Raw genomic sequence first — 19,382 nt, forward strand, 5'->3', positions numbered from 1 at the left:
CGCAATGGCCCGCCGGCCCGCGTAGCACACGCCAAACAACAACAATAATGATGCGGGTCGCAGGCCGGGCAAGGATCGCCCGGCCACGGCCCGGCACAGGAGAACGGCAAATGAAGGAGCAGATCCAGCAGTGGCAGGGTGCGTGGCAGCAGCTCATCGCGCCGGGCTCGCCTTTCGAGGTGGTCGCATCGGAGGAGGGCGCCCGCTATTTTCGCAACGCTCCGGCCAATCTGGTCGAAGCCGTGCAGGCCGGCCGCGCGTTCGCCGAGCGGCCCTTTCTGGTATGGCAGGACCAGCGTCTGAGCTATGCCGAGTTCTACCAGGCAGCCGATCGGCTGACCGCGCATCTGGTGCGCACCCTCGACGTACAGCCGGGCCAGCGGGTAGCCATTGCCATGCGCAACCGGCCCGAGTGGCTGGTCGGCTTCATCGCCGTGGTGCAGGCCGGCGCGGTGCCGGTCCCGCTCAACAGCTGGGCGCGGCGCGACGAGTTGCTGAATGCGCTGGAGGACATCGACCCGGTGCTGCTGATCTGTGATCCGGCGCGCCTGGATCTGGTGGCTGATCGACTAGCGGTACTGGATGTACGCGCACTGGCTGTGGACGTCGAGGCGGCCGAAGGCGTACTGGCCTATGCCGATTTGCTCCGGGAGTCGGTAGAGGCGGTAGAGCCGCACAGTCCCGCCGCCGATGATCCAGCGCTGATTCTCTTCACCTCCGGCACCACCCACCGCGCCAAAGGTGCGGTGTCATCCCATCGCGCCCTTGCCCAGGCGCTGTACGCACTGGAATTCCAGGGCGCATTCGCCGGCATGACTTCCTACGAGCGCATCCGCCCATTGCTGGAATCCGGCTTGCAGCCCACGGTGCTGCTGGCGGTGCCGTTGTTCCACGTCAGTGGCCTGCACGCGATGTTCCTCAATGCGCTGCGCGGCGGCCGGCGGCTGGTGATGATGTACAAATGGGACGTCGATCAGGCGCTCGAGCTGGTCGCGCGCGAGCGCTGCACCCAATTCAGCGGCGCGCCGGTCATGATGCAGCAGATGCTGGCTCATCCACGCTTTGGCAGTGCCGAGACCGATTGTCTGATGGGCTTGGGCTTGGGCGGTGGCGCGGCCTCGACGGCCTTGCTAAACCAACTGATTGAGCTCCGGCCGAACGCCCTAGCCGGAGCCGGTTATGGCCTAACCGAAAGCAACGGTATCGGCGCGGCCTATGCGGGCAACCAGTTCGTTGCTCGCCCTGGCTGCGCTGGCTGGGCGCTGCCGATCGTCGACATCCGCATCGGCGAGGATCCAGGGCAGGCGCTGCCACCCGGCCAACAAGGACCGATCTGGCTCAGGACGCCGACCCTGATGCAGGGCTACCGCAACCGCCCGGACGAGACCTCCGAGACGCTGCGGGAGGGATGGCTGTTCACTGGGGATGTCGGCGTCCTCGATGAGGATGGCTTCCTGCGTATCACCGACCGCATCAAGGACATGATCATCCGTGGTGGCGAGAACATCTCGGCTCTGGAGATAGAACACTGCGCCTGTAGTCATCCTGACGTGAGCGAGGCGGCGGCATTTGCCGTGCCTGACGAGGCGATGGGCGAGTGCGTCGGATTGGTGGCCTGCCTGCGCCCTGGTGCGCGGCTGGATGAAGCGCAGCTGCAGCGCCACCTGGCCGAGCGACTGTCCGCCTACAAGCTGCCGTCGCGCCTCTGCTTGCGCGACGAACCGCTGCCGCGCAACGCCATGGGCAAGCTAGTGAAACAGGAGCTCAAAGCACTGCTGTAGCCTTCCTGCCGTGCCGGCCGAGCCTATGTGCTGACTTGGGCTCCGGCACGTCTTCCCGTCCCCGCGCAGCGGCGAGTTCTCGCTGTTGCGCGGTCGCTCGTCCTCGTTTTCATCACGCAATCGTCTCTGCATAACCGCTGCGTTCAAGCGCGCGAAAACAGCTGCGCGCCAATCGATCCAGTGAATACGGCGGGTAGTCTTTACAGACGATGTAAGGGCTTGGGTCTCTGGAAAGAATCGGTACCAGATCCGATAGGCAACCGATGGAGACAATAACAATGAAAAAATCTGTAGCTCTTCTCTCAATGGCGCTGGCGGTGAAACTGATGTCGCTGGACGCGTATGCCAAGGTGAGCGAGGAAGAGGCGGCCCGCCTCGGCAATGACCTCACCTGTACGGGTGCCGAGCGTGCCGGCAATGCCGACGGTTCGATCCCCGAGTTCACAGGCAAATACCTCGGCGAGGTGCCAGGTTGGGATCACGTACTTCACTCCGGTGGGAAGGCGGTCGATCCGTATGCCGATGAGAAACCGGTCGTGGTCATCACCGCGGCGAACTTCGAGGAGCATGGCGAGCGCCTGACGGAAGGCCAGAAGGCGATGTTCCGCAAGTACCCCGACACCTTTCGTATGAACGTTTACCCTGGCCACCGCGACTACCGCTACCCGGATTACATATGCGAGCGGGCCAAGTGGAATGCGCTGAACGCCGAGGTGGTCGATGAAGGCATGGGTGTGGAAGGTATCGGCCAGGTGATGTTCCCAATTCCCAAGAACGGGTACGAACTGCTGTGGAACCATCAGCTTCCGGCGCGGGCCTGGACCGAGGATTTCGTACGTGATCTGGCTTCGGTGATGCCCGACGGCAACATCGGTTGGGGCCGCACCCATATGAAGGGGCTGTCGCCAGCCAACCACCCGACCGAGACGCCTTATACCAAGGCTGGTGTACAGGCCTACTCCTACAACTACACCATCCTGCCGACCCGGGATCGCGGCACTGCCATTGCCGCCCACGAACCCTACAACTTCGCCACCAATCCCCGGACCGCCTGGTCCTACAACCCTGGCACCCGTCGTGTTCGTCAGTCGCCGGGCTATGGTTACGACCAGCCAATGGCTGGCAGCAACGGCACCATGATAGTCGACGAGGACCGCCTGTTTAACGGTGGGCCGGAGCGGTTTGACTGGAAGATGCTTGGCAAACGAGAAATCTACATCCCGGCCAACGCCTATAAGGTCAATAGCGGCGAAGTGACGTACGCAGACCTGCTCACCCCCAAACATCCGAACCCAGAGCATCTGCGTTACGAGCTGCGCCGCGTGTGGGTGCTGGAGGCGACGCTGAAGGAGGGTTACCGCCACGTGTACGGCAAGCGGGTGATGTTCCTTGACGAGGACACCTGGCACGGCGTGCTGGCCGACAACTACGACACACGCGGCCAGCTGTGGAAATACGCTTCCACGAACTACTACTACCACCCTGACATGAGCGCCTGGCAGTCGGGCGTGGCGTTCTACCACGACCTGAGCACCGGTCAGTACCTGGCCTACTCGTTGACCAACGAATCGAAAAAAGGGCCGATCCTGAACGCTGGAAACCTGTCCCCGAGCATGTACACGCCTGACGCCCTTCGCGCCGCAGGGCGCTGACGGGTTGCATGTAGAGAGCCGGTGCGATCGATGATGGCGCCGGCTTTCAACATCGTTGAAGTGCCATTCGAGCGCTTCGAGCCCTACCGCTAATTCTTCGAACCAGATGCAAGAACGACCTTCGCACACCGCTGGCGACCAGCCGAGCGCGCCCGGGGGCGGGCGATTGCTGCCTCGGTCCGCATGCGGCCGGGGGGTTGAATCGGAACGGTAGCGAGACGACAACAAGAACGGAGCAAGCCATGAGCAACAAGAAATCAGGTTTTGCATTGCACGTGCTGGGCGTGGCGATAGCGATGGGCAGCGGAGCGGCGCTGGCCGGGCCGACTTTCGAAATCGGTGAAAAGACCACCATCGATACGATGCTGACCGTGAACTACACCGCCTCGGTACGGACCGGCAAGCCCGCCAGGCAGTACCTCGAAAGCCTCAACAACGACGACGGTACGCGCAACTTCGATCGCGGCTCGCTGATCACCAACCGCGTCAGCCTTTTCGGCGAAGTGCTGGTGCGCCACGAGAATCTCGGTGCGGTCCTGCGCGCCAGCCACTTCTATGACGAGGCCTACCACGGTCGCAACGACAATGATTCGCCGGACACCGTGAACAAGGGCGGCCGCCACGACACCTTCACCAGCGACACGCGCCGCGACAGCGGTGGTCGGGCGCGCCTGCTCGATGCGTACGTGTACGGCAATTTTGACGTTCTCGAGGGCCAGTACCTGTCGCTCAAGGCTGGCCGTCATCTGGTGGCCTGGGGCGAGAGCATGTTCTGGCCGAACATCAGTCAGGGACAGGCACCAGTGGATTCGACCAAGTTCAACGTGCCGGGCACCGAGGCGAAAGATGCCTACCTGCCGGTGGGGCAGTTCTCCGCCTCCTGGTCGCTCAACGAAGACCTCGCGCTGCTGGGCTTCTACCAGTACGAGTGGGAAGAGACCCAGCTCAATCCGGTGGGCGATTACTTCAACAGCAGTGACATCTTCGGCCCAGGCGCCGAGTATTTCCGCTTCGCTGCCGGCAATCCGCAGTTCGCTGCGCTGTCCTACGGTGGCGAAGAAGAACCGCGAGACAGCGGGCAATGGGGCGTGGGCCTGCGCTACCGGCTGACCGACAGCACCGAGGTGGGCCTGTTTCACTACCGCTACCACGAGCGTGTCGGTGCGCTGTTCTTCAACTTCGGTGGCGACACCCGCTATTCCTCGATGTCTGGCAGCGTGGCGCCCGGAACCTTCAAGCTGGGTTATTTCGAGGACGTGAAGCTGACTGGCCTGAGCTTCAGCTCGAAGATCGGCGATGCGGTGCAGTTCGCTGGGGATCTCAGTTACCGCGACGGCTCGGCGGTATATCTGGACAACGGCACGCCGGCGCGCGGCGAGGTCTGGCAGGCCAACGTCAACGCCCAGTACCTGATCGGCCCGAATTGGCTCGCACACCAGACCTCGGTGTTCGGCGAGGTGATGCACCAGTACATCGAGTCCGTGGACCCGGTGGGCATCAGCGTCAATGGTGTCGACATCGGCAATTTCGACAGTTTCGTCTACGACGGCCAGACCCGCGGTTCGACCCTGCTCGGGCTTGGGACGCAGCTGGAGTACCCGAACGTCTTCAGTGGCTGGGACCTGGTGACCAAGGTCAATTGGCAGCAGAACCTCGACGGCAGCGCCCTGCAGGGCATCGGCCGCGCAGAGAAGCGCCTGACCCTCGGCGCGGATTTGAAGTATCTGGGCAACTTCCAGGTCGGGATGACCTATGTCGATTACCTCAGCTCGCCGAACATCGGTAAGGGACGGATGCTGGCCGACCGCGACTACCTGTCGTTCAACGCTAAATACAGCTTCTGACCATCGCTCCGGACGATGAATCGGCTATCCAGTCTGGCCGTCATTTTCAATGTGCATTCCTTTCAATAACAACAATGAGGTAGCCATGAATTTCAACGACAAAACAGTGTTGGTCACGGGTGGCGGCGCCGGTATCGGACGCGATGTGGCGGAGCGTTTTGCTAAAGCTGGCGCGCGAGTGATCGTGCTCGAAATAGACCCGGTGCGTGCGGACCAGGTGCGCCAGTCTCTGGGCGACGGAGGCCATCTGGTGCTGGAGGCCGATGTGACTTCGCAGGCAGCGCTGGATAGCGCGTTCGCCACGGTTGCAGAGCGCTACCCGGCGCTGGATGTATTGGTGAACAACGTGGGCGACGCCCTGCAGGTGTTCAAGCCACTCGAGCAATACAGCGACGAGGATTTCGAGCGGCTTTACGCGGTGAACCTGCGCCAGGTCTTTCAGGTCACGCGAGCAGCCATTCCGCTGCTCCGTCGCCGTACCGGGGCGCAGGCCAGCATCGTCAACGTGGCGAGCATCGAAGGCTACCGCGGAATCCCGTTTCTCTCTGTCTATGCAGCTTTCAAGTCAGCGCTGGGAGGTTTCACGCGCAGCCTGGCGCTGGAGCTGGCTGGCGACCGCATCCGCGTCAATCAGATCGCACCCGAAACCACCGAAACGCCGCAAATGCCGGTCAGCGCGGTGATCAAACCCGAATACCGCGAGCGGGTCTCGGACTGGATTCCGCTCGGGCGTTTCGGCGAACCAGAGGATATGAGCAACGCCGTGTTGTTCCTGGCCAGCGATCTGGCCGGTTGGATCACCGGCACCACGTTGCATGTCGACGGCGGCGCGCTGGCCGCCGCCGGCTGGTATCGCACCCCGCAGGGCGGTTGGACCAATACGCCGGTGGTCGAGAGCGGTGGCTTTATCTACTGAGCCCGCGCGATTGGTGCTGACACTTTGTACTGACTAATAGGACAAAAAATGAACGTATTGGTAGTGGGCGGTAGCGGTCTGCTGGGCGGTCACGCGGCGTTGTACCTGCAGCAGCAGGGTTGGAACGCCACCATCGCCTCGCGCAACGCACCGACAGCGCCGTCGCTGGCGGCATTGCCCTTCGTGGCGTTGGATTACGCCAGCAAGAAGCTCGACGCTTCGTTGCTTCAAGGCTTCGACGCGCTGCTGTTCTGTGCTGGCCACGACATTCGCCATGTCGATATGGCAGGCGATCTGGCAGCGCAATGGCATGCCAACAATTCGCTGGCGATTCCGAATTTCTTCGCTCAGGCGCGCAATGCCGGCATCCGCCGCGCCGTCATGCTCGGCAGCTTCTACCCGCAGATTGCGCCGGAGTTGATCGATAGCAACCCCTACGTGCGCTCGCGCCATGAGTCATGCATGGGCGTTCGCGCACTGAATACGCCGGAGTTCGAGGTGATGTCGGTCAACGCGCCGTTCATGGTCGGTCACGTACCTGGCCTGCCGAACGCGATGTTCGAGGCCTACACCCGGTATGCCATGGGGCAGTTGGAGGGGATCCCGCCGTTCGGTCCCAAGGGCGGTACCAACTTCATGTCGGTGCAGTCGCTGTCCGAGGCGTTGTTCAATGCGCTGGTGCGCGGTGAGCCGGGCAAAGCGTATCTGGTCGGGGACGAAAATCTGTCCTTCACAGAGTATTTCCAGCTGTTCTTCGATGCGGCAGGCAATCGGCAGCAACTGCCGGAGCTGGATCAGGAGCACCCATTGCTACCCGATTCGGCGATCTATACCGGTCGCGGTAACTATGCGCGTTATGAGCCGGACGACAGCCTTGGTTATCGTCGTGGCGACGTGCGCAACGCGGTCGAGGCATTGGTGAAGACTTACCTGTAGCTCCGCACGCGCACATGCAAGCCCGCTTCGCGACCCGTGAGGCGGGCTTGTTGTCGTTTATCGAGCGCACCCGAGCACCTTCGCTCTCGGCCCGCCAGATAGTCCGTTCCGAGGATGCCGGCAATCCGTTTCCAGCTGAGGCTGGCGCCACCAGCACAGGAGCCTCACATGAGCCAGCATCTGCACGATCAGCTTGAAATTCAGCAACTCCTCTATCGCTACGCCGATGCCGCCGACCGGCGCGACGCCGATGCTTTCTGCGCGTGCTTTCTCAACGGCCAGGTGCGAGTCAGCGGGCCGGGCTACGACCTCGACGACGGCCATTACCTCGTTGGCCTGCTGAGCGAGCGCTTCGAGTGGACGATGCACAATGTGCACAACCATCTGTATCGGATCGAAGGTGACCGCGCTGCGGGGTTCACCTACTGCGTGGCCAGCCATCTGATAGCAGCGCAGAACCAGCGTCTGGACATGTACATCCGCTACGAAGACGTCCTGCAGCGTAGCGATGATGGCTGGCGCTTCGTTTCCCGCCGCCTGCACGTCGGCTCCCAGCACGCCGTGGCTCTGGCTGCAGATGAGTAACTGATTGCATAGCGTGCGCGGCGATCCATCAGTTGCAGATCCTGCGGGGCAGAGCCTCTCTTTGGTCAGGCGCTCCGCCTGATATTCCGGTAGTCCGAGCGGACGATGCTGCGTTCAGCCGCCGCTATCGATACTCGTCTCATTGCCTCAGGGACAGGTATGAACCGGAGCGCGTCGCCTCACTTGTTCTCCAAACCCCGGCACTTCGCCGGTATCTGCCTTGAGCTTTGTCTCGTTGCAGCCCACAGGCTGCGCGAAAAGTCGTCGATTCAATAAGGAGAACAATATGCGACGTAAACAGTCCCTGTGCCTCGGGCTTACCGGTGTGCTCGCCTTACAGGTTTATTCCGGTCTGAGCCTGGCACAGCTGCCTGAAGATCAGATTGCCCGACTGGGCACCGAACTGACTTGCCTCGGCGCCATCAAGGCCGGGAATGCGGAAGGCACGATCCCTGAGTTCAGCGGCAAATGGTCCGGCGCGCCGGATGGCATCGACCCGAAAGCCAGCACCCATCCGCAAGACCCCTATGCCAACGAACAGCCGCTTTTCGTGATCACCGCCGAGACGATGGATCGCTACGCCGAGCATCTGTCGGCCGGCCAGAAAGCGTTGTTCAAGCAGTACCCCGACACCTTCCGCATGCCGGTCTACCCGACGCATCGCGACTTCTCCTACAACAAGGGCGTCTGCGACGCGACGCTGGAAAACGCGCGCATCGCCAAACTGGTGAATAACGGCGAAGGCATCGAGGGTCGCGCGGGCGGGGTGATGTTCCCCATCCCTCAGTCAGCCGAGGAAATCCGCATGAACGCCACCATGGGTGGCCGCTACGCCTGGACGGAGGACTACATTTCGGACAACGCCTACGTCCTCAAGGACGGCAACGTCAACTGGGGGCGCGTGCACTCGCGTAACTCGGCGCCAGGCAACCAACCCAACAAGGTCATCTACACCAAAGACCTGGCCGCCTCGTCTTATTACAGCAACCTGACGTTGCTGCCGCTGCGCGACAAAGGCGAGGTGAACAACGGCATTCACACCTGGGATTACGTCGCCAAACCTTCGCAGAGCTGGCGCTACGATCCTGGCACCCGACGCGTGCGCCAGTCGCCGGGCTATGGCTATGACATGTCGTTCCCCGGTACCGGCGGTTCGATCACCGTGGACGAGGTGCGCATTTTCAACGGCTCCGGCCAGCGCTACGACTGGAAGATCATTGGCAAGCAGGAGCTCTTCATCCCCGCGAATAATTACAAGATCCACGCCAAAACCCAGAAATACGCCGACATGCTGACGCCGAACCACATTAACCCCGACGTGATGCGCTATGAGCTGCGACGGGTCTGGGTGATACAGGCGACGCTCAAGGAAGGTTACCGACACCTCTACGCCAAGCGCGACCTGTACATCGACGAGGACAGCTGGATGCCGGTGATGGGCGACAACTACGACACCCGTGGCGGCCTGTGGCGGACCTCCATGCTCAACACCATTCATCTTCCAGAGCTGGAAGGGTGGCAGGCGGGTGTCGGCCTTTACCATGACCTGGAGGCCGGGACCTACCTAGCGTTCAACCTCATCAACGAACAGCGTCGTGGCTACTGGCTCAACCGCGGTGATGTATCGCCAGGCGATTTCGGCCCCGAAGCCGCCCGGCGCGCTGGTCAGTAACTTTCGCATGAGGCGATGCCTTCTAGGTCAACCGGGTTGGTATTGCTTCGGATGTGGCTGGAGTTTTCGGTGAGTTACCTGGGCTGGTTCGCTGGCATGGATGCCAAGGACTGCCGACCACTGTTTATTCGGTGGCTTCGCTCGTTTTGGCGCGTGCATTGGCGGGGCGTTATTGAGTCCGAACAATGACTGAGGCCGGCCTGCTAATCGCACAGGATTAGATATAGAAGCTGTCGATGGTTGTTGTCTGAGAAAATTTAGTGGTGGCAGCTAACGGCCGATTCTGTTGAAAAAGTCGACCCTGCTCGGCCTGCCTTGCATTGAGGCGTGAGAGCGCCTTTTTTGTTCGCTGCTACGTGAGATCTGAGCCCGGAAGTCTCTACCAAAAAATAAAGATTTCAATCTCAGTACGTACTTTTCAATCGTGGAAACCATGGCCGACTTTTTCAACAGAATCGGCCAAGAGCGGTCGTTGATAATTTACAGAATCAGGGTCTATTCAGTGGCTAAATGATGTTCATGTCTTTTGCAGACCATTGAGCAAACGAACGATGGATATGCTCATGAGCTTGGTAGATTCGTTGTCGATCGTTAGTTCTGATGACGTCGTAACCGTCCATTTTTTGCAGCCAGTCCCGTTCACCCCAGTTGCACCAGACGAGGACTTGGCGAGTTTCGATCAGATACCGTTGGAGAAGATCGGCGCGGATGTACAAGAGCCTATGCCGATCCCCTTTCCAAGCACTTCCAGCCTCTCTATAGAGCGTCCCGGGATTACCCATCGCGTCGTAGAAGTCGATTTCGCGATTCTTGCTCGCTAAGCCAAGCCGCTGAATCAAGCTAGGCGCAGGGAGATCGAAACCCGAGAAATCGTTGTGCGACGAGTGATAGGACTCCCAGCCAAAGTGGATGAATGGAAGCTCAATGCGAATGCCAGGGACATGGCGTAATTTCGGCATCGAACCTAACAAATCGGCGAAAGAAGTTTTGGCCCCCTCTCCATCGCGTGCTGTCAATCTGGTTCTGGCGGCAGCAGTCCGATCCATACTCGCCTGCCCCACTTGCACGTATTCATCGAATGCCTCAACAACTTGCCGACGATACCGACCGTTCTTCTGATACAGCTCTCGCGCATAGCTCTGACTGCGACCGGCCTCCCCGGCGTAGAGGTAGTGCTCGGTAACCACTTCCGGGATCCTGCGGTTCCCGGGATAGTCCACTGCAAGAAACTTTTCTCTAAGGCTCTGCACGTCCTTGCGAGCGACAAATACTCCACGCAGGAAGGCAAAAAGCTTTCGATCATGGCGCTTGTCGATACCACCGATATACCCCTGCAAAAGTACCCATTTACCTTGGTTTCCGTTTATTTCAGGAATCCCGAGCAACGAATGCCAGTTCGGCGTGAAGCCGCCCTGGACCCATGCTGCAGTGCTATGGCTAGGTGCGCCGAATAGGTCAGGAATAGGAGGTTTCCAATTGGATGGACGCTTCGGAAAGCTAGGATCAACGCCACAATCGGAGGTTCTCTCTCCGAGGCGCCATTCCGGCAGCTTTTTCGTGGCCTCACGCTCACCCCACATCTCGAAAAAGGCGATCCAAGAGTACTTTTTGCCGTATCGATCCACCTTAACTTCGTCACGAGCATTCCAGGACGTTCCCCCGATATCCCGATCAGCAGCTTTGAATCGATCAGATCGGTATCCTAGGTCGAAAATGCGACGCTCGATCTTCTCGCGAACCCGGACGTACTCGGGATTCTTATCGTCGTAATTAGCGCGATTAGGGATCAAGCGACCCATCGTGTAGTTGCCAAAATCCATTCGAATGGCATCTTCAACTGTCGCTTTTACAGCTGGATCAGGCTTGCTATTACTCGCAAATGTAGACGGTGTGTTCGGAAACGGTGCCGCAAGATTTTTACCTGCGGCTTTGGGTAAGGTTGCGCAGCTCGCTCGCTGAGCGAGATCAATAATCCCGACTGCGTAACCCCGCATCAGTGTGTGGTGCGTCGCATGGCGGGCGCGGGGCGCAAACATCATTTTGTACAAGGTCTTCGCAAGATCCCCGAGTAGTGGCCGAAACGTCACAGTCACTTCCGAGTCCACCAGTGACATTGTTGTCCCGTAAGCAGCAGCCAACATGCGTTCCGGTACATAGGGATCATTGAAGCCAAGACTCGTCACGACGTGGGTGAAAAGCACCTCCGGAAACCGCTCCCCGATCAGTACAAGAGCCTTCGTCGCCAAGTCCCGGTCACTTCGAACGACGGTTGTAAGAACAAGGGAGAGCAGCACAACCAGCTCACTCGCCGACTGTGGCGTCATGTTCGCAACGTTGAGCTTTTGCGCCCAAGTCAGTAACCGGTGAATGGTGGGCGATGCGTACCGGCGCCGTAGATATTCGGACCATTGAAGATCGCGGTCCGGTATGGGGAAGCGCGCAAGATAGTCGTAGAGCCGCCGGGCATGATAAGGGTGGTTTGGCTTGGTCGAGACGGCCGCTAATGCATCCACCATTTGCTCCCAAGCCTGTGAGCTGGCATTCAGATAATGATTGATGACAGCCCGAGTCCCCTCCGTAAAGGCTGCGGGATCGCGCCAAAAGATTCCTTCGATGAATGGATCAAAGTAGGCATTTAAGTTCTGGGCTCGTTTGGGCAAGGCGAAGAACAGCTCCCGCTCCTTGTCAGGTAGTCGCGACCGCACTCGCTCTGGAAACTCGGTTATCAGTGCCTGCGCCCAGCCTGGCTCGGCGTACTCTCGCTGAAAGCGACTGGGCATCCGGAAGATTCGCGCAAGAGGCGCTTTGCCCGTGAAGCTTTGTTTGATGGCTGCGGCCGAGGAGGCATCGAGGTGAGTTTTCAGTAAGTGTCTCGCAATGAGGTGGTCACTGAATCGTTGATAGGGAAGCCGCAAGACGACCCTGGTCTTATACCCGGAGTTTGCCGAGTACCAGACGGCGTCTTCTTCGATGAGTCCATTTGTTCGTAGCACGTCAAGGAGCTGGCGACGTTGTGCCGATTTCAATGCCGGATAGTTCGCAGCGACAATACGGTCAGCCTCTGAAGGACGAACATAGCCGCGCATGTTCGCTGCCATACACGGCGCGAAGCCCGCGAGCCGACTGTCAGGGATTTGATTGCCCCCCTTCAGCAGTAGCCAGCACCCTTTGGCTCTCAGACCAAATTCACGCTCAATTGGCTCGCCAACACGGTTGACGAACGACTCGAGGACAAAGGTCATGCCCTTCTGTCCCGAGGCAATACCTGCAAACCCTTCTGCCAGTTTCCTGCCTGTCAGGCTCTGAAGTGACTGACAGATTAGCTTCAGCGTTAGCGGTCTTGAGAACTCTCTGTCCAGCAGCGGTACCTCGGGTAACGGCAACTTGTAGTACTGGAAGAATGCTGCCTGCGCATCGAACTCCTGATCGTCGAACCCGTAGTGCACGACCTTATGAAATTTCTCTAGATCTTTTTGGTCGATGGTGATTGGCTCAAATGGCGTGCGACACGTGACGATCAATCCAATATTCGGGCGATCGGCTAGGAGCAGCTGCAGGGTCGTAATGGCATCTCGCCATTCTCGACGGCGACCTTCGTTTACACCTTCGAGGATGAAGACTGTGCGACCTGCAGACTCGTTGGCCAGCTCGCCAAGTCGATCGAATAGCTCAGCTGTAGTGAGCTCTGCTTGAATCCGCGAACAGATCTCTGCAATCACACTGCCTTCGAAGTTTTTGGCCAGAACAAGCACTGTGGCTTGGTTGCGACTAATGCGCTCTTGCGTGATATCGCACAGCAGATGCGTTTTACCCGTGCCCCACTCGCCGCTTACCAGAAGTTTTGGATCGAATAGGACTTTGAACGCCGGGCTTTGGATGAACTCCTTCTCATCGCTGACGATGGTCAAACACCGACCGATCGCGTTCATATGGCCTCGGATCGTGTCGCGTGCGGAGGAATAACCGGTATCCCTATCGGCCGGCGATAGCTTGTTCTCCTCCGTACGCCAGTGCGCCATATCGGCTGATAGCTCAGCTTCAATACCGATGACTCGATCCGACCACTCTTCTCCTGCTGTTGCGTCGCACTGGCGCAAGCGGTTCATCATCGGCAATAAGAAGGCACGGGCATCATCCAATCTTGCTTCAAGTGCATCGGGCCGCTGGCTTGAACGCTTAGCATTCGTCCAAGCTTCTGAGAATGCATCTAGCGTCGATTGGAATCTTGCAAGGGCGCCCGCTCCGCAGGCGACGTTCTCGATCGCGGAGAAGAGTGATTCGATCCTAAGATTCGGTGCTTCAGGATCAACCCCGGGCGTATACCTATGCCCCGCTTGCTGGATTTGATCTTTGCTGAGGGTTTTCAGTTCTGCCAAGAGCGATTCATGAGCGGAAGACATAGTTGACCTTGAGGAATACCAAGCCTGAGCAACTATTGCGGCTTGGCTCAATAAGTCAACTGGTCCCCCAGAACTGATGTCTGCTGTTGGCTGGTTGATGTCTGCGTGCATGCTGGGGTGCTAGCGCCAATCGGAGCCGATATGCCAGCATGATCAGCTACAGACTAGCTATTGCAGCAGGTGCTGTGCCTAGCGAAAGAAGGAAGCGACGTGTTGCTTGAACGCTTTTTGAAAGAACCAATCTCGATCCAGTATCTAGGTACCGCATTTACCCAGCCGTGCCTCGAAGCCATCCGTTCATTGATTCAGCATCGCATTCCTATCTCCACGATAAAGCTTCTAACTGCTCCAGAGGGCCAGTCATCAAGGCATGGCTTCCTGATGGGCACAGAGCAGGACGAGCTGATTGCTATCCGGCCGGGCTTTACTTCAGGCTACTGCGGAGAGGGCCCGCGGGGGCTCGCCTCGGCGCTCCAGATTCTAAGTGCATTTGAATTCCAAGTTGAAGAGCATGTGGTCACGCTGCGGCTCCTGAATAGGCTCGAAAGCGCCGCGTTGACCACGCAGGATTTGAAGTTCTTGGACACGTCTACGCAACTGACGCCAACGCGCTTGCATAACTACATTTACGAAGCGGGTATGCAAGGGCGTTCTTTGGGGACAGCGTTGCGTACATTCGAGCCCATTATCCCGTTTGGCATCATTGATGAACGCCTCGCAGACCTGGCGATCAGGTTTTTCGAGGATCCGAACGCCCGGCTAATCAATGGGTATGCCCGTCTCGAGGGGTTCATCAAGAACCGAACAGGGCTAAGTGGGGCTGCTAATAAGCTGTTCTCCGCGGCTTTTGAAGGACCCACTCCGAAACTGCGGTGGTTGGATCTGGATCCGAGTGAGCAAATCGGGCGGGCAGGGCTCTTCAAAAGTGCTTATCAAACCTACCGGAATCGAAGGGTACATAACGAAGTAGACCCAAATGATCGTCTCGATTTGGCTGAGCTGCTGTTGCTAAACAACCTCTTTGTACTCGAAAGCTGCGCGGTAACGATTGACGGCTGACGCGCGGCAATCGGTTCGTAATATGGCTAGGTTCATGATGGCTTCAATCTGGTTTAGGTATCCGCCGTCGGCCAATACCGGGACGGTTACTGGAGCGGTATTGCTGGATGAGGAGTACGGCTGGCTGCTCAGAGGTAAGCTTCGTGCAGTACTTCGCACAATGTCACGTAGGAAGTGCCACAAAGACGTCAAGCTAAAGCTTAGCGGCCTCACTTGGTGGTGCGACGGCGGGTTCATGAGGTGTTTCAGCCAGTCGCTCAACTACCTGTTGCAATGCTTTCATCTGTGCGTGCTGCTCTGCCGACTGCACCATCATTTGATTTCGGAGTTCTCGCATCTCCTCGATCTGCCGACGCATCAGGCTTTCGTTCGCGTCTGCCCTAATATCACTATCGATGCTGTCCAGCCGGGATAGCCAAGTTTGTCCAAGGCTGAGCATTACGGATACAACAAGCGCCAAAATTGTAAGCTTCAAGCCTGACGACGCGTGGCGAAGAGAGCGGTTGCTAGCATCCTGCTCGTCTCTCACTTGCGCCATCCATTGCGGTATAGCTGTGTGAACTATTGTGTGCGTTAATTCGTTCAGCTCACGCCCCATCGTTGCAAGTAACCCGGCTACATGCTCCAGTCGCTCAGCTGTTTGTTCGCCTGCAACCGCGGCTCGATTCTCCGGAGTGCTTGACCAGTCAATAACCGGCAGCTCAATGCGGTTCTTCGTGGGCTCGCTTATGCTGCTGAAAAACCCGTCGGTCGCTCTGCCCCCACCCAACGGATCAAGTATTGCTGCGACACTCGGCGGAAGCTTGCCCAACTGGACTTCGGCAGCGGCACTGGCCAACTTCGACCCGTTCAAACTATCAAAATTCGAGGTAACTGCAGCCCGTCCTAGCTCAAAAGAATTGCCAAGACGCAAACCTTCAAGAGCTGCGCTAGTAGAGGCCAGCCCCGTCATGTTTTGTTGAATAGCTGCCAGCGCAGTTTCCCCAACCCCAGACCATCGTGGCATCTCACTTACTTTTGCGCGCCACGTATGAAAGTACTGGCCAAGTCCTTCTAGCGGGTCTTCGCAGCTCGATTCAACCCCTGACGCCTTCAATATGGCAGCAGCTAGTTGTCCGCGCTCATCATCATCTAGTTTCGCAAAACACTTGGCCGATAGTTTTGAGCTGCTCGCTGTGGTTTCAAAGGTTAGTTCTTCAACGAGCTTCAATCCCAGCGCGCGAACTTCAACTTCTTCTATATCTGTCTCTCCCAGCTTGCTCATGCCCACATGGCCGACATAGAACCGCTGGCCACTAACGCAGATTTCCTTAGGCGCATTCATCTTTTTGATGAAATCTTTGAGGCTTGTCGCAGTACGGTGTTGTTTATCGTCGGCCATGAGGCGCTCCTTTTGCAGCTAAATGCCACTATATAACTTCGGATTTCATGCGGCTCGCCCCAGGTCCTGCTCCTATCCAGGCACCGGCCAATGGTCTCAAAGCGCTTTTTTCCAGGCGCACCGCATCCATGCGGCTGTTGTGTTGATCGCTATCAATTGGCGCTGCACCTGGTTGAGCTGCCAGCGGATCCCCCAACACGTCGCGCTTATCCTTGATCGGCAGGCGGGCCTCGTCCAGCGCTTGAGAAGCTGGTCACTCGAACGCGCTACCGTGCGTCCATTAGCTATCCGTGCGTGCGTTGAAGAGGCCTCGATTGTGAATGGCCGCTTTTGGCCGATTCTGTTGAAAAAGTCGGCCATGGTTTCCACGGTTGAAAAGTACGTACCGAGATTGAAATCTTTATTTTTGGTAGAGACTTCCGGGCTCAGAACTCACTAGCAGCGAACAAAAAAGGCGCTCTCACGCCTCAATGCAAGGCAGGCCGAGCAGGGTCGACTTTTTCAACAGAATCGGCTGGAAGCCGACGCTCTGTCGATGTCTAGACGTCTAGACGAAAGCTTGTCCAGATGCACCACGCGGTAGACGGCTTCGGCCTGGCAGTTGCGCCAGACGCTGCTGCCACTCGACTCGAGGTGACGGGCCGGGGTTGGCCTTTGCAGTCTTGGCCGTCGCCGCCGCGGCTTTTTCAGCTTTTGCAGCCGCTCTCAACTCAGCAAGGCTTGGCGTCTTGCGTACAGGTTCGCTGGCTGTCTTCTCGACAGAGCGAAGGCAGAGCTTGCAAGTGACCTGGGTGATTTCCCGTGTGTTATTCAAGCTCGTCGCAGTGCGTCCACATGCAACATTTTCCTCGGACGCAAAAAAGTGAATGACCAACGTATCGTCTCCTGCATTTTTCGGGCGCGGGATTCTACACGGTCAGTCGAGTAAAGACCGAAATACCTAGATACGAGCATGACCGGTAGGCCGAACAGACAATGTTGCGAATATCACGGCACGTTAGGTTCGGAGAAATCAACGCAACTACAACCGCAGCGCCACCGCCGTGGCGCTGTGGATGGCGCCGTCAATGTAGCCCAGATCGCCGCAGTCGCCGATCCGCTGCACCTTGAGGCCGACGTTCTCCAGGCTGGCGGCTAGGGTGTCGTCGGGTTCGGCGCCGATGGCCAGGACCACCGAGTCGGCCGGCAATTGCTGGCTTTCGCCGTTGGCGTCGCGGTAGTCGACGCCGTTATCGCGAATACGCTCGACGCTGATGCCGGTCAGAAGCGGCACCTCGTGGCTGCGCAGGTTGTCCAGCACCCGCCAGCGCCGCACGATGGCGAGTTCGCGGCCGAGGTGGCTGCCGGGTTCCAGCACGGCGACCTGGCGGCCGCGCTCGATGAGGAATTCGGCCAGTTCCAGGCCGACCAGACCGCCTCCGACGATGACGACGCGTTTGCCCAGCGGCATCCACAGGCGCGACAGCGTCTGGATGGCCTCGGTGCTGTTGGTGGCGCCGGTCAGGCTGCCGGCTTTCATCAGTGTGCGCTGGGTGAGCGACAGCTTCTGTTTGGCGATTTCCTCGGCGCGGTCGCCTGTCATCAGCCGGCGCAGCTCGTCGCCGCTCCAGACGTGTTTGAGGTCGGCGCCGGGAATCGCCGGCGCAGCGCGGCGGGCGCCGCTGGCCACCAGCACTTCGTCCACCTCTAGAGATCTCAACAGTTCAGGCGTCGCAGTGGTGCCGAGACGGATATCGATCGGCAGGGCACGGACCTGATGCACCAGGTTGTCCAGCAACCGACCGTTTTCGTGATAGGCGAGGGCGGCGAAGAACAGGGTGCCGCCGAGGCGTTCGCTGCGCTCGACCAGGGTGACCTTGTGTCCGCGCAGGCTGGCGATGCGGGCCGCTTCCAGACCTGCCGGGCCGCCGCCGATCACGGCGATGTGGCGCGGCCGCTCGGCCGGCATGATGACCGCCTCGTGCTCGTGTCCGGTGAAGGAGTTGACCGCGCACTTGACCCGCTGGTTGATGAAGATCTGGCTGACACAGGTGTAGCAATAGATGCACGGCCGGATGCTGTCCGGGTCGCCGGCGGCGAGCTTGTTGGGCAGCTCCGGGTCGGCCAGGAGCTTACGTGCCATGGCGATGAAATCGCATTTGCCCTCGGCAATGGCGCGGTCGGCGACGTCCGGCTCCAGGCGGCCCACGGCGATCACCGGAATCCCCACGGCTGCACGCACGTCGGCGGCCCAATCGAGATAGCCGGCCGGTTTGTGCAGCAACGGCGCGTCGGTGAAGGCGGTGCCGGTGGTGACCCGCGCATAGGCCGAAACGGACACCGCATCGGCGCCTGCAAGTTCGGCCATTTTGGCCACCTGGCAGGTTTCCTCCAGCGTGATGCCGCCGGGCGTGTGCAGCTCGTAGGCGTCCAGCCGCAACCAGACACCGAAGGTATCGCCGACGCGCCGGCGGGTCTCGGCCAGCACCTCGCGTAGCAGCCGCGAACGGTTCTCCAGACTGCCGCCGTATTCGTCGTCTCGGCGGTTGTGATAGGGCGAGAGGAAGCCGGCAATGATGTAGTTGTGCGCGGCGTGAATTTCCACACCGTCGAAGCCGGCCTGCTGGGCGCGTACGGCTGCGGCGGCGAACCATTCGACCATTTGCGCGATGTCGTCGCGATCCATCACGCGGATGCGCGGGCCGGAGCCGATGCCCCGCGATGAACTGACAAAATTGGCTATTTCCTCCGGGGTCAGGGCGTCCATGATGTCGCTCTTGACCGGTGTCGGCATGGACGGCACCCAGAGTTCGCGGCCTTCGGCCATGTCACGCACCGACACCTTGCCGGCGTGCTGCAACTGCATGGCGATTTTCGCACCGTGCTTGTGGGCCCGTTCGGCCAGTTGCGCGAGGCCGGGGATGAAGTCGTCACGCGAAACGCCGACCTGCCAGGGCTCGGCGGTGCCGGCCGGGTAGGCCACTGCACACACACCCATGATCAGAAGGCCGGCGCCACCAGCGGCACGGGCCTCGTAATAGGCCTGGATGCGCTCGCCGCAGTGGCCGGTTTGCTCGGCGAAGTTCGAGCCCATCGGCGCCATGACGATGCGGTTGCGCAACGCGAGGTTGCCCAGCCTGCCGGGGGAAAGCAGGTGCGAATAGCGGGTCATTGAGA

General features: G+C 59.3%; 12 protein-coding genes. 8 read left to right on the top strand and 4 right to left on the bottom strand.

Features of this window, described 5'->3' with window-relative positions; all coding sequences use genetic code 11:
* Window positions 1-110: 110 nt before the first annotated feature.
* The 7 genes from V6943_RS15845 to V6943_RS15875 all read left to right on the top strand — a co-directional run bounded on the left by V6943_RS15845 (window position 111) and on the right by V6943_RS15875 (window position 9,386).
* The gene (locus tag V6943_RS15845) at window positions 111-1,781 is read left to right on the top strand and encodes a class I adenylate-forming enzyme family protein (RefSeq protein ID WP_340554436.1); all 1,671 of its coding nucleotides are present in this window, start codon (window positions 111-113) and stop codon (window positions 1,779-1,781) included.
* A 278-nt stretch (window positions 1,782-2,059) separates the two neighbouring features.
* Window positions 2,060-3,433: a DUF1329 domain-containing protein gene (locus tag V6943_RS15850; protein ID WP_197446088.1), complete on the top strand. Its 1,374-nt coding sequence runs from the start codon at window positions 2,060-2,062 to the stop codon at window positions 3,431-3,433.
* Window positions 3,434-3,675: 242 nt separating this feature from the next.
* A complete protein-coding gene (locus tag V6943_RS15855; RefSeq protein WP_340554439.1) occupies window positions 3,676-5,277 on the top strand; it encodes a DUF1302 domain-containing protein in 1,602 nt (533 codons plus the stop codon).
* 85 nt (window positions 5,278-5,362) lie between these two features.
* The gene (locus V6943_RS15860; protein WP_131650270.1) at window positions 5,363-6,193 is read left to right on the top strand and encodes an SDR family NAD(P)-dependent oxidoreductase; all 831 of its coding nucleotides are present in this window, start codon (window positions 5,363-5,365) and stop codon (window positions 6,191-6,193) included.
* 48 nt (window positions 6,194-6,241) lie between these two features.
* A complete protein-coding gene (locus V6943_RS15865; RefSeq protein ID WP_340554442.1) occupies window positions 6,242-7,129 on the top strand; it encodes an NAD-dependent epimerase/dehydratase family protein in 888 nt (295 codons plus the stop codon).
* 168 nt (window positions 7,130-7,297) lie between these two features.
* Window positions 7,298-7,714, top strand: coding sequence for a nuclear transport factor 2 family protein (locus V6943_RS15870; RefSeq protein WP_165914238.1), 417 nt, complete (start codon window positions 7,298-7,300; stop codon window positions 7,712-7,714).
* A gap of 286 nt (window positions 7,715-8,000) precedes the next feature.
* On the top strand, window positions 8,001-9,386 hold the full coding sequence (locus tag V6943_RS15875) for a DUF1329 domain-containing protein (protein ID WP_131650273.1): 1,386 nt from the start codon (window positions 8,001-8,003) through the stop codon (window positions 9,384-9,386).
* Between the two features lie 506 nt (window positions 9,387-9,892).
* Here V6943_RS15875 and V6943_RS15880 read toward each other — a convergent pair.
* Window positions 9,893-13,762 carry a hypothetical protein gene (locus tag V6943_RS15880; RefSeq protein WP_340554445.1) on the bottom strand — a complete coding sequence of 1,290 codons (3,870 nt, stop codon included), beginning with the start codon at window positions 13,760-13,762 and terminating at the stop codon, window positions 9,893-9,895.
* Between the two features lie 234 nt (window positions 13,763-13,996).
* Here V6943_RS15880 and V6943_RS15885 point away from each other — a divergent pair, with 234 nt between their 5' ends.
* Entirely contained in the window at window positions 13,997-14,845 is an 849-nt protein-coding gene (locus V6943_RS15885) for a TIGR02391 family protein (RefSeq protein ID WP_340554447.1), read from the top strand.
* Between the two features lie 193 nt (window positions 14,846-15,038).
* Here the strand turns inward: V6943_RS15885 and V6943_RS15890 are convergent, their stop codons facing one another.
* The 3 genes from V6943_RS15890 to V6943_RS15900 form a co-directional block, all read right to left on the bottom strand.
* Complete coding sequence (locus tag V6943_RS15890) at window positions 15,039-16,226, bottom strand: hypothetical protein (RefSeq protein ID WP_340554449.1); 1,188 nt, start codon at window positions 16,224-16,226, stop codon at window positions 15,039-15,041.
* A gap of 547 nt (window positions 16,227-16,773) precedes the next feature.
* Window positions 16,774-17,100 (bottom strand): hypothetical protein, encoded by a 327-nt coding sequence (locus V6943_RS15895; protein ID WP_340554451.1) that lies wholly within the window; start codon window positions 17,098-17,100, stop codon window positions 16,774-16,776.
* Between the two features lie 147 nt (window positions 17,101-17,247).
* Window positions 17,248-19,377 (bottom strand): oxidoreductase, encoded by a 2,130-nt coding sequence (locus tag V6943_RS15900; protein ID WP_340554453.1) that lies wholly within the window; start codon window positions 19,375-19,377, stop codon window positions 17,248-17,250.
* Window positions 19,378-19,382: the final 5 nt, after the last annotated feature.

Source organism: Pseudomonas sp. CBC3 (assembly GCF_037967085.1).
In the GTDB taxonomy this organism is placed as follows: domain Bacteria; phylum Pseudomonadota; class Gammaproteobacteria; order Pseudomonadales; family Pseudomonadaceae; genus Stutzerimonas.

What these genes read in the sequence shown, in the direction of transcription:
- V6943_RS15850 (WP_197446088.1), top strand. Translation starts at nt 2,060, where the DNA reads ATGAAAAAATCTGTAGCTCTTCTCTCAATGGCGCTGGCGGTGAAACTG.
- V6943_RS15870 (WP_165914238.1), top strand. Translation starts at nt 7,298, where the DNA reads ATGAGCCAGCATCTGCACGATCAGCTTGAAATTCAGCAACTCCTCTAT.
- V6943_RS15890 (WP_340554449.1), bottom strand. Translation starts at nt 16,226, where the DNA reads ATGGCCGACGATAAACAACACCGTACTGCGACAAGCCTCAAAGATTTC.
- V6943_RS15845 (WP_340554436.1), top strand. Translation starts at nt 111, where the DNA reads ATGAAGGAGCAGATCCAGCAGTGGCAGGGTGCGTGGCAGCAGCTCATC.
- V6943_RS15900 (WP_340554453.1), bottom strand. Translation starts at nt 19,377, where the DNA reads ATGACCCGCTATTCGCACCTGCTTTCCCCCGGCAGGCTGGGCAACCTC.
- V6943_RS15860 (WP_131650270.1), top strand. Translation starts at nt 5,363, where the DNA reads ATGAATTTCAACGACAAAACAGTGTTGGTCACGGGTGGCGGCGCCGGT.
- V6943_RS15855 (WP_340554439.1), top strand. Translation starts at nt 3,676, where the DNA reads ATGAGCAACAAGAAATCAGGTTTTGCATTGCACGTGCTGGGCGTGGCG.
- V6943_RS15875 (WP_131650273.1), top strand. Translation starts at nt 8,001, where the DNA reads ATGCGACGTAAACAGTCCCTGTGCCTCGGGCTTACCGGTGTGCTCGCC.
- V6943_RS15865 (WP_340554442.1), top strand. Translation starts at nt 6,242, where the DNA reads ATGAACGTATTGGTAGTGGGCGGTAGCGGTCTGCTGGGCGGTCACGCG.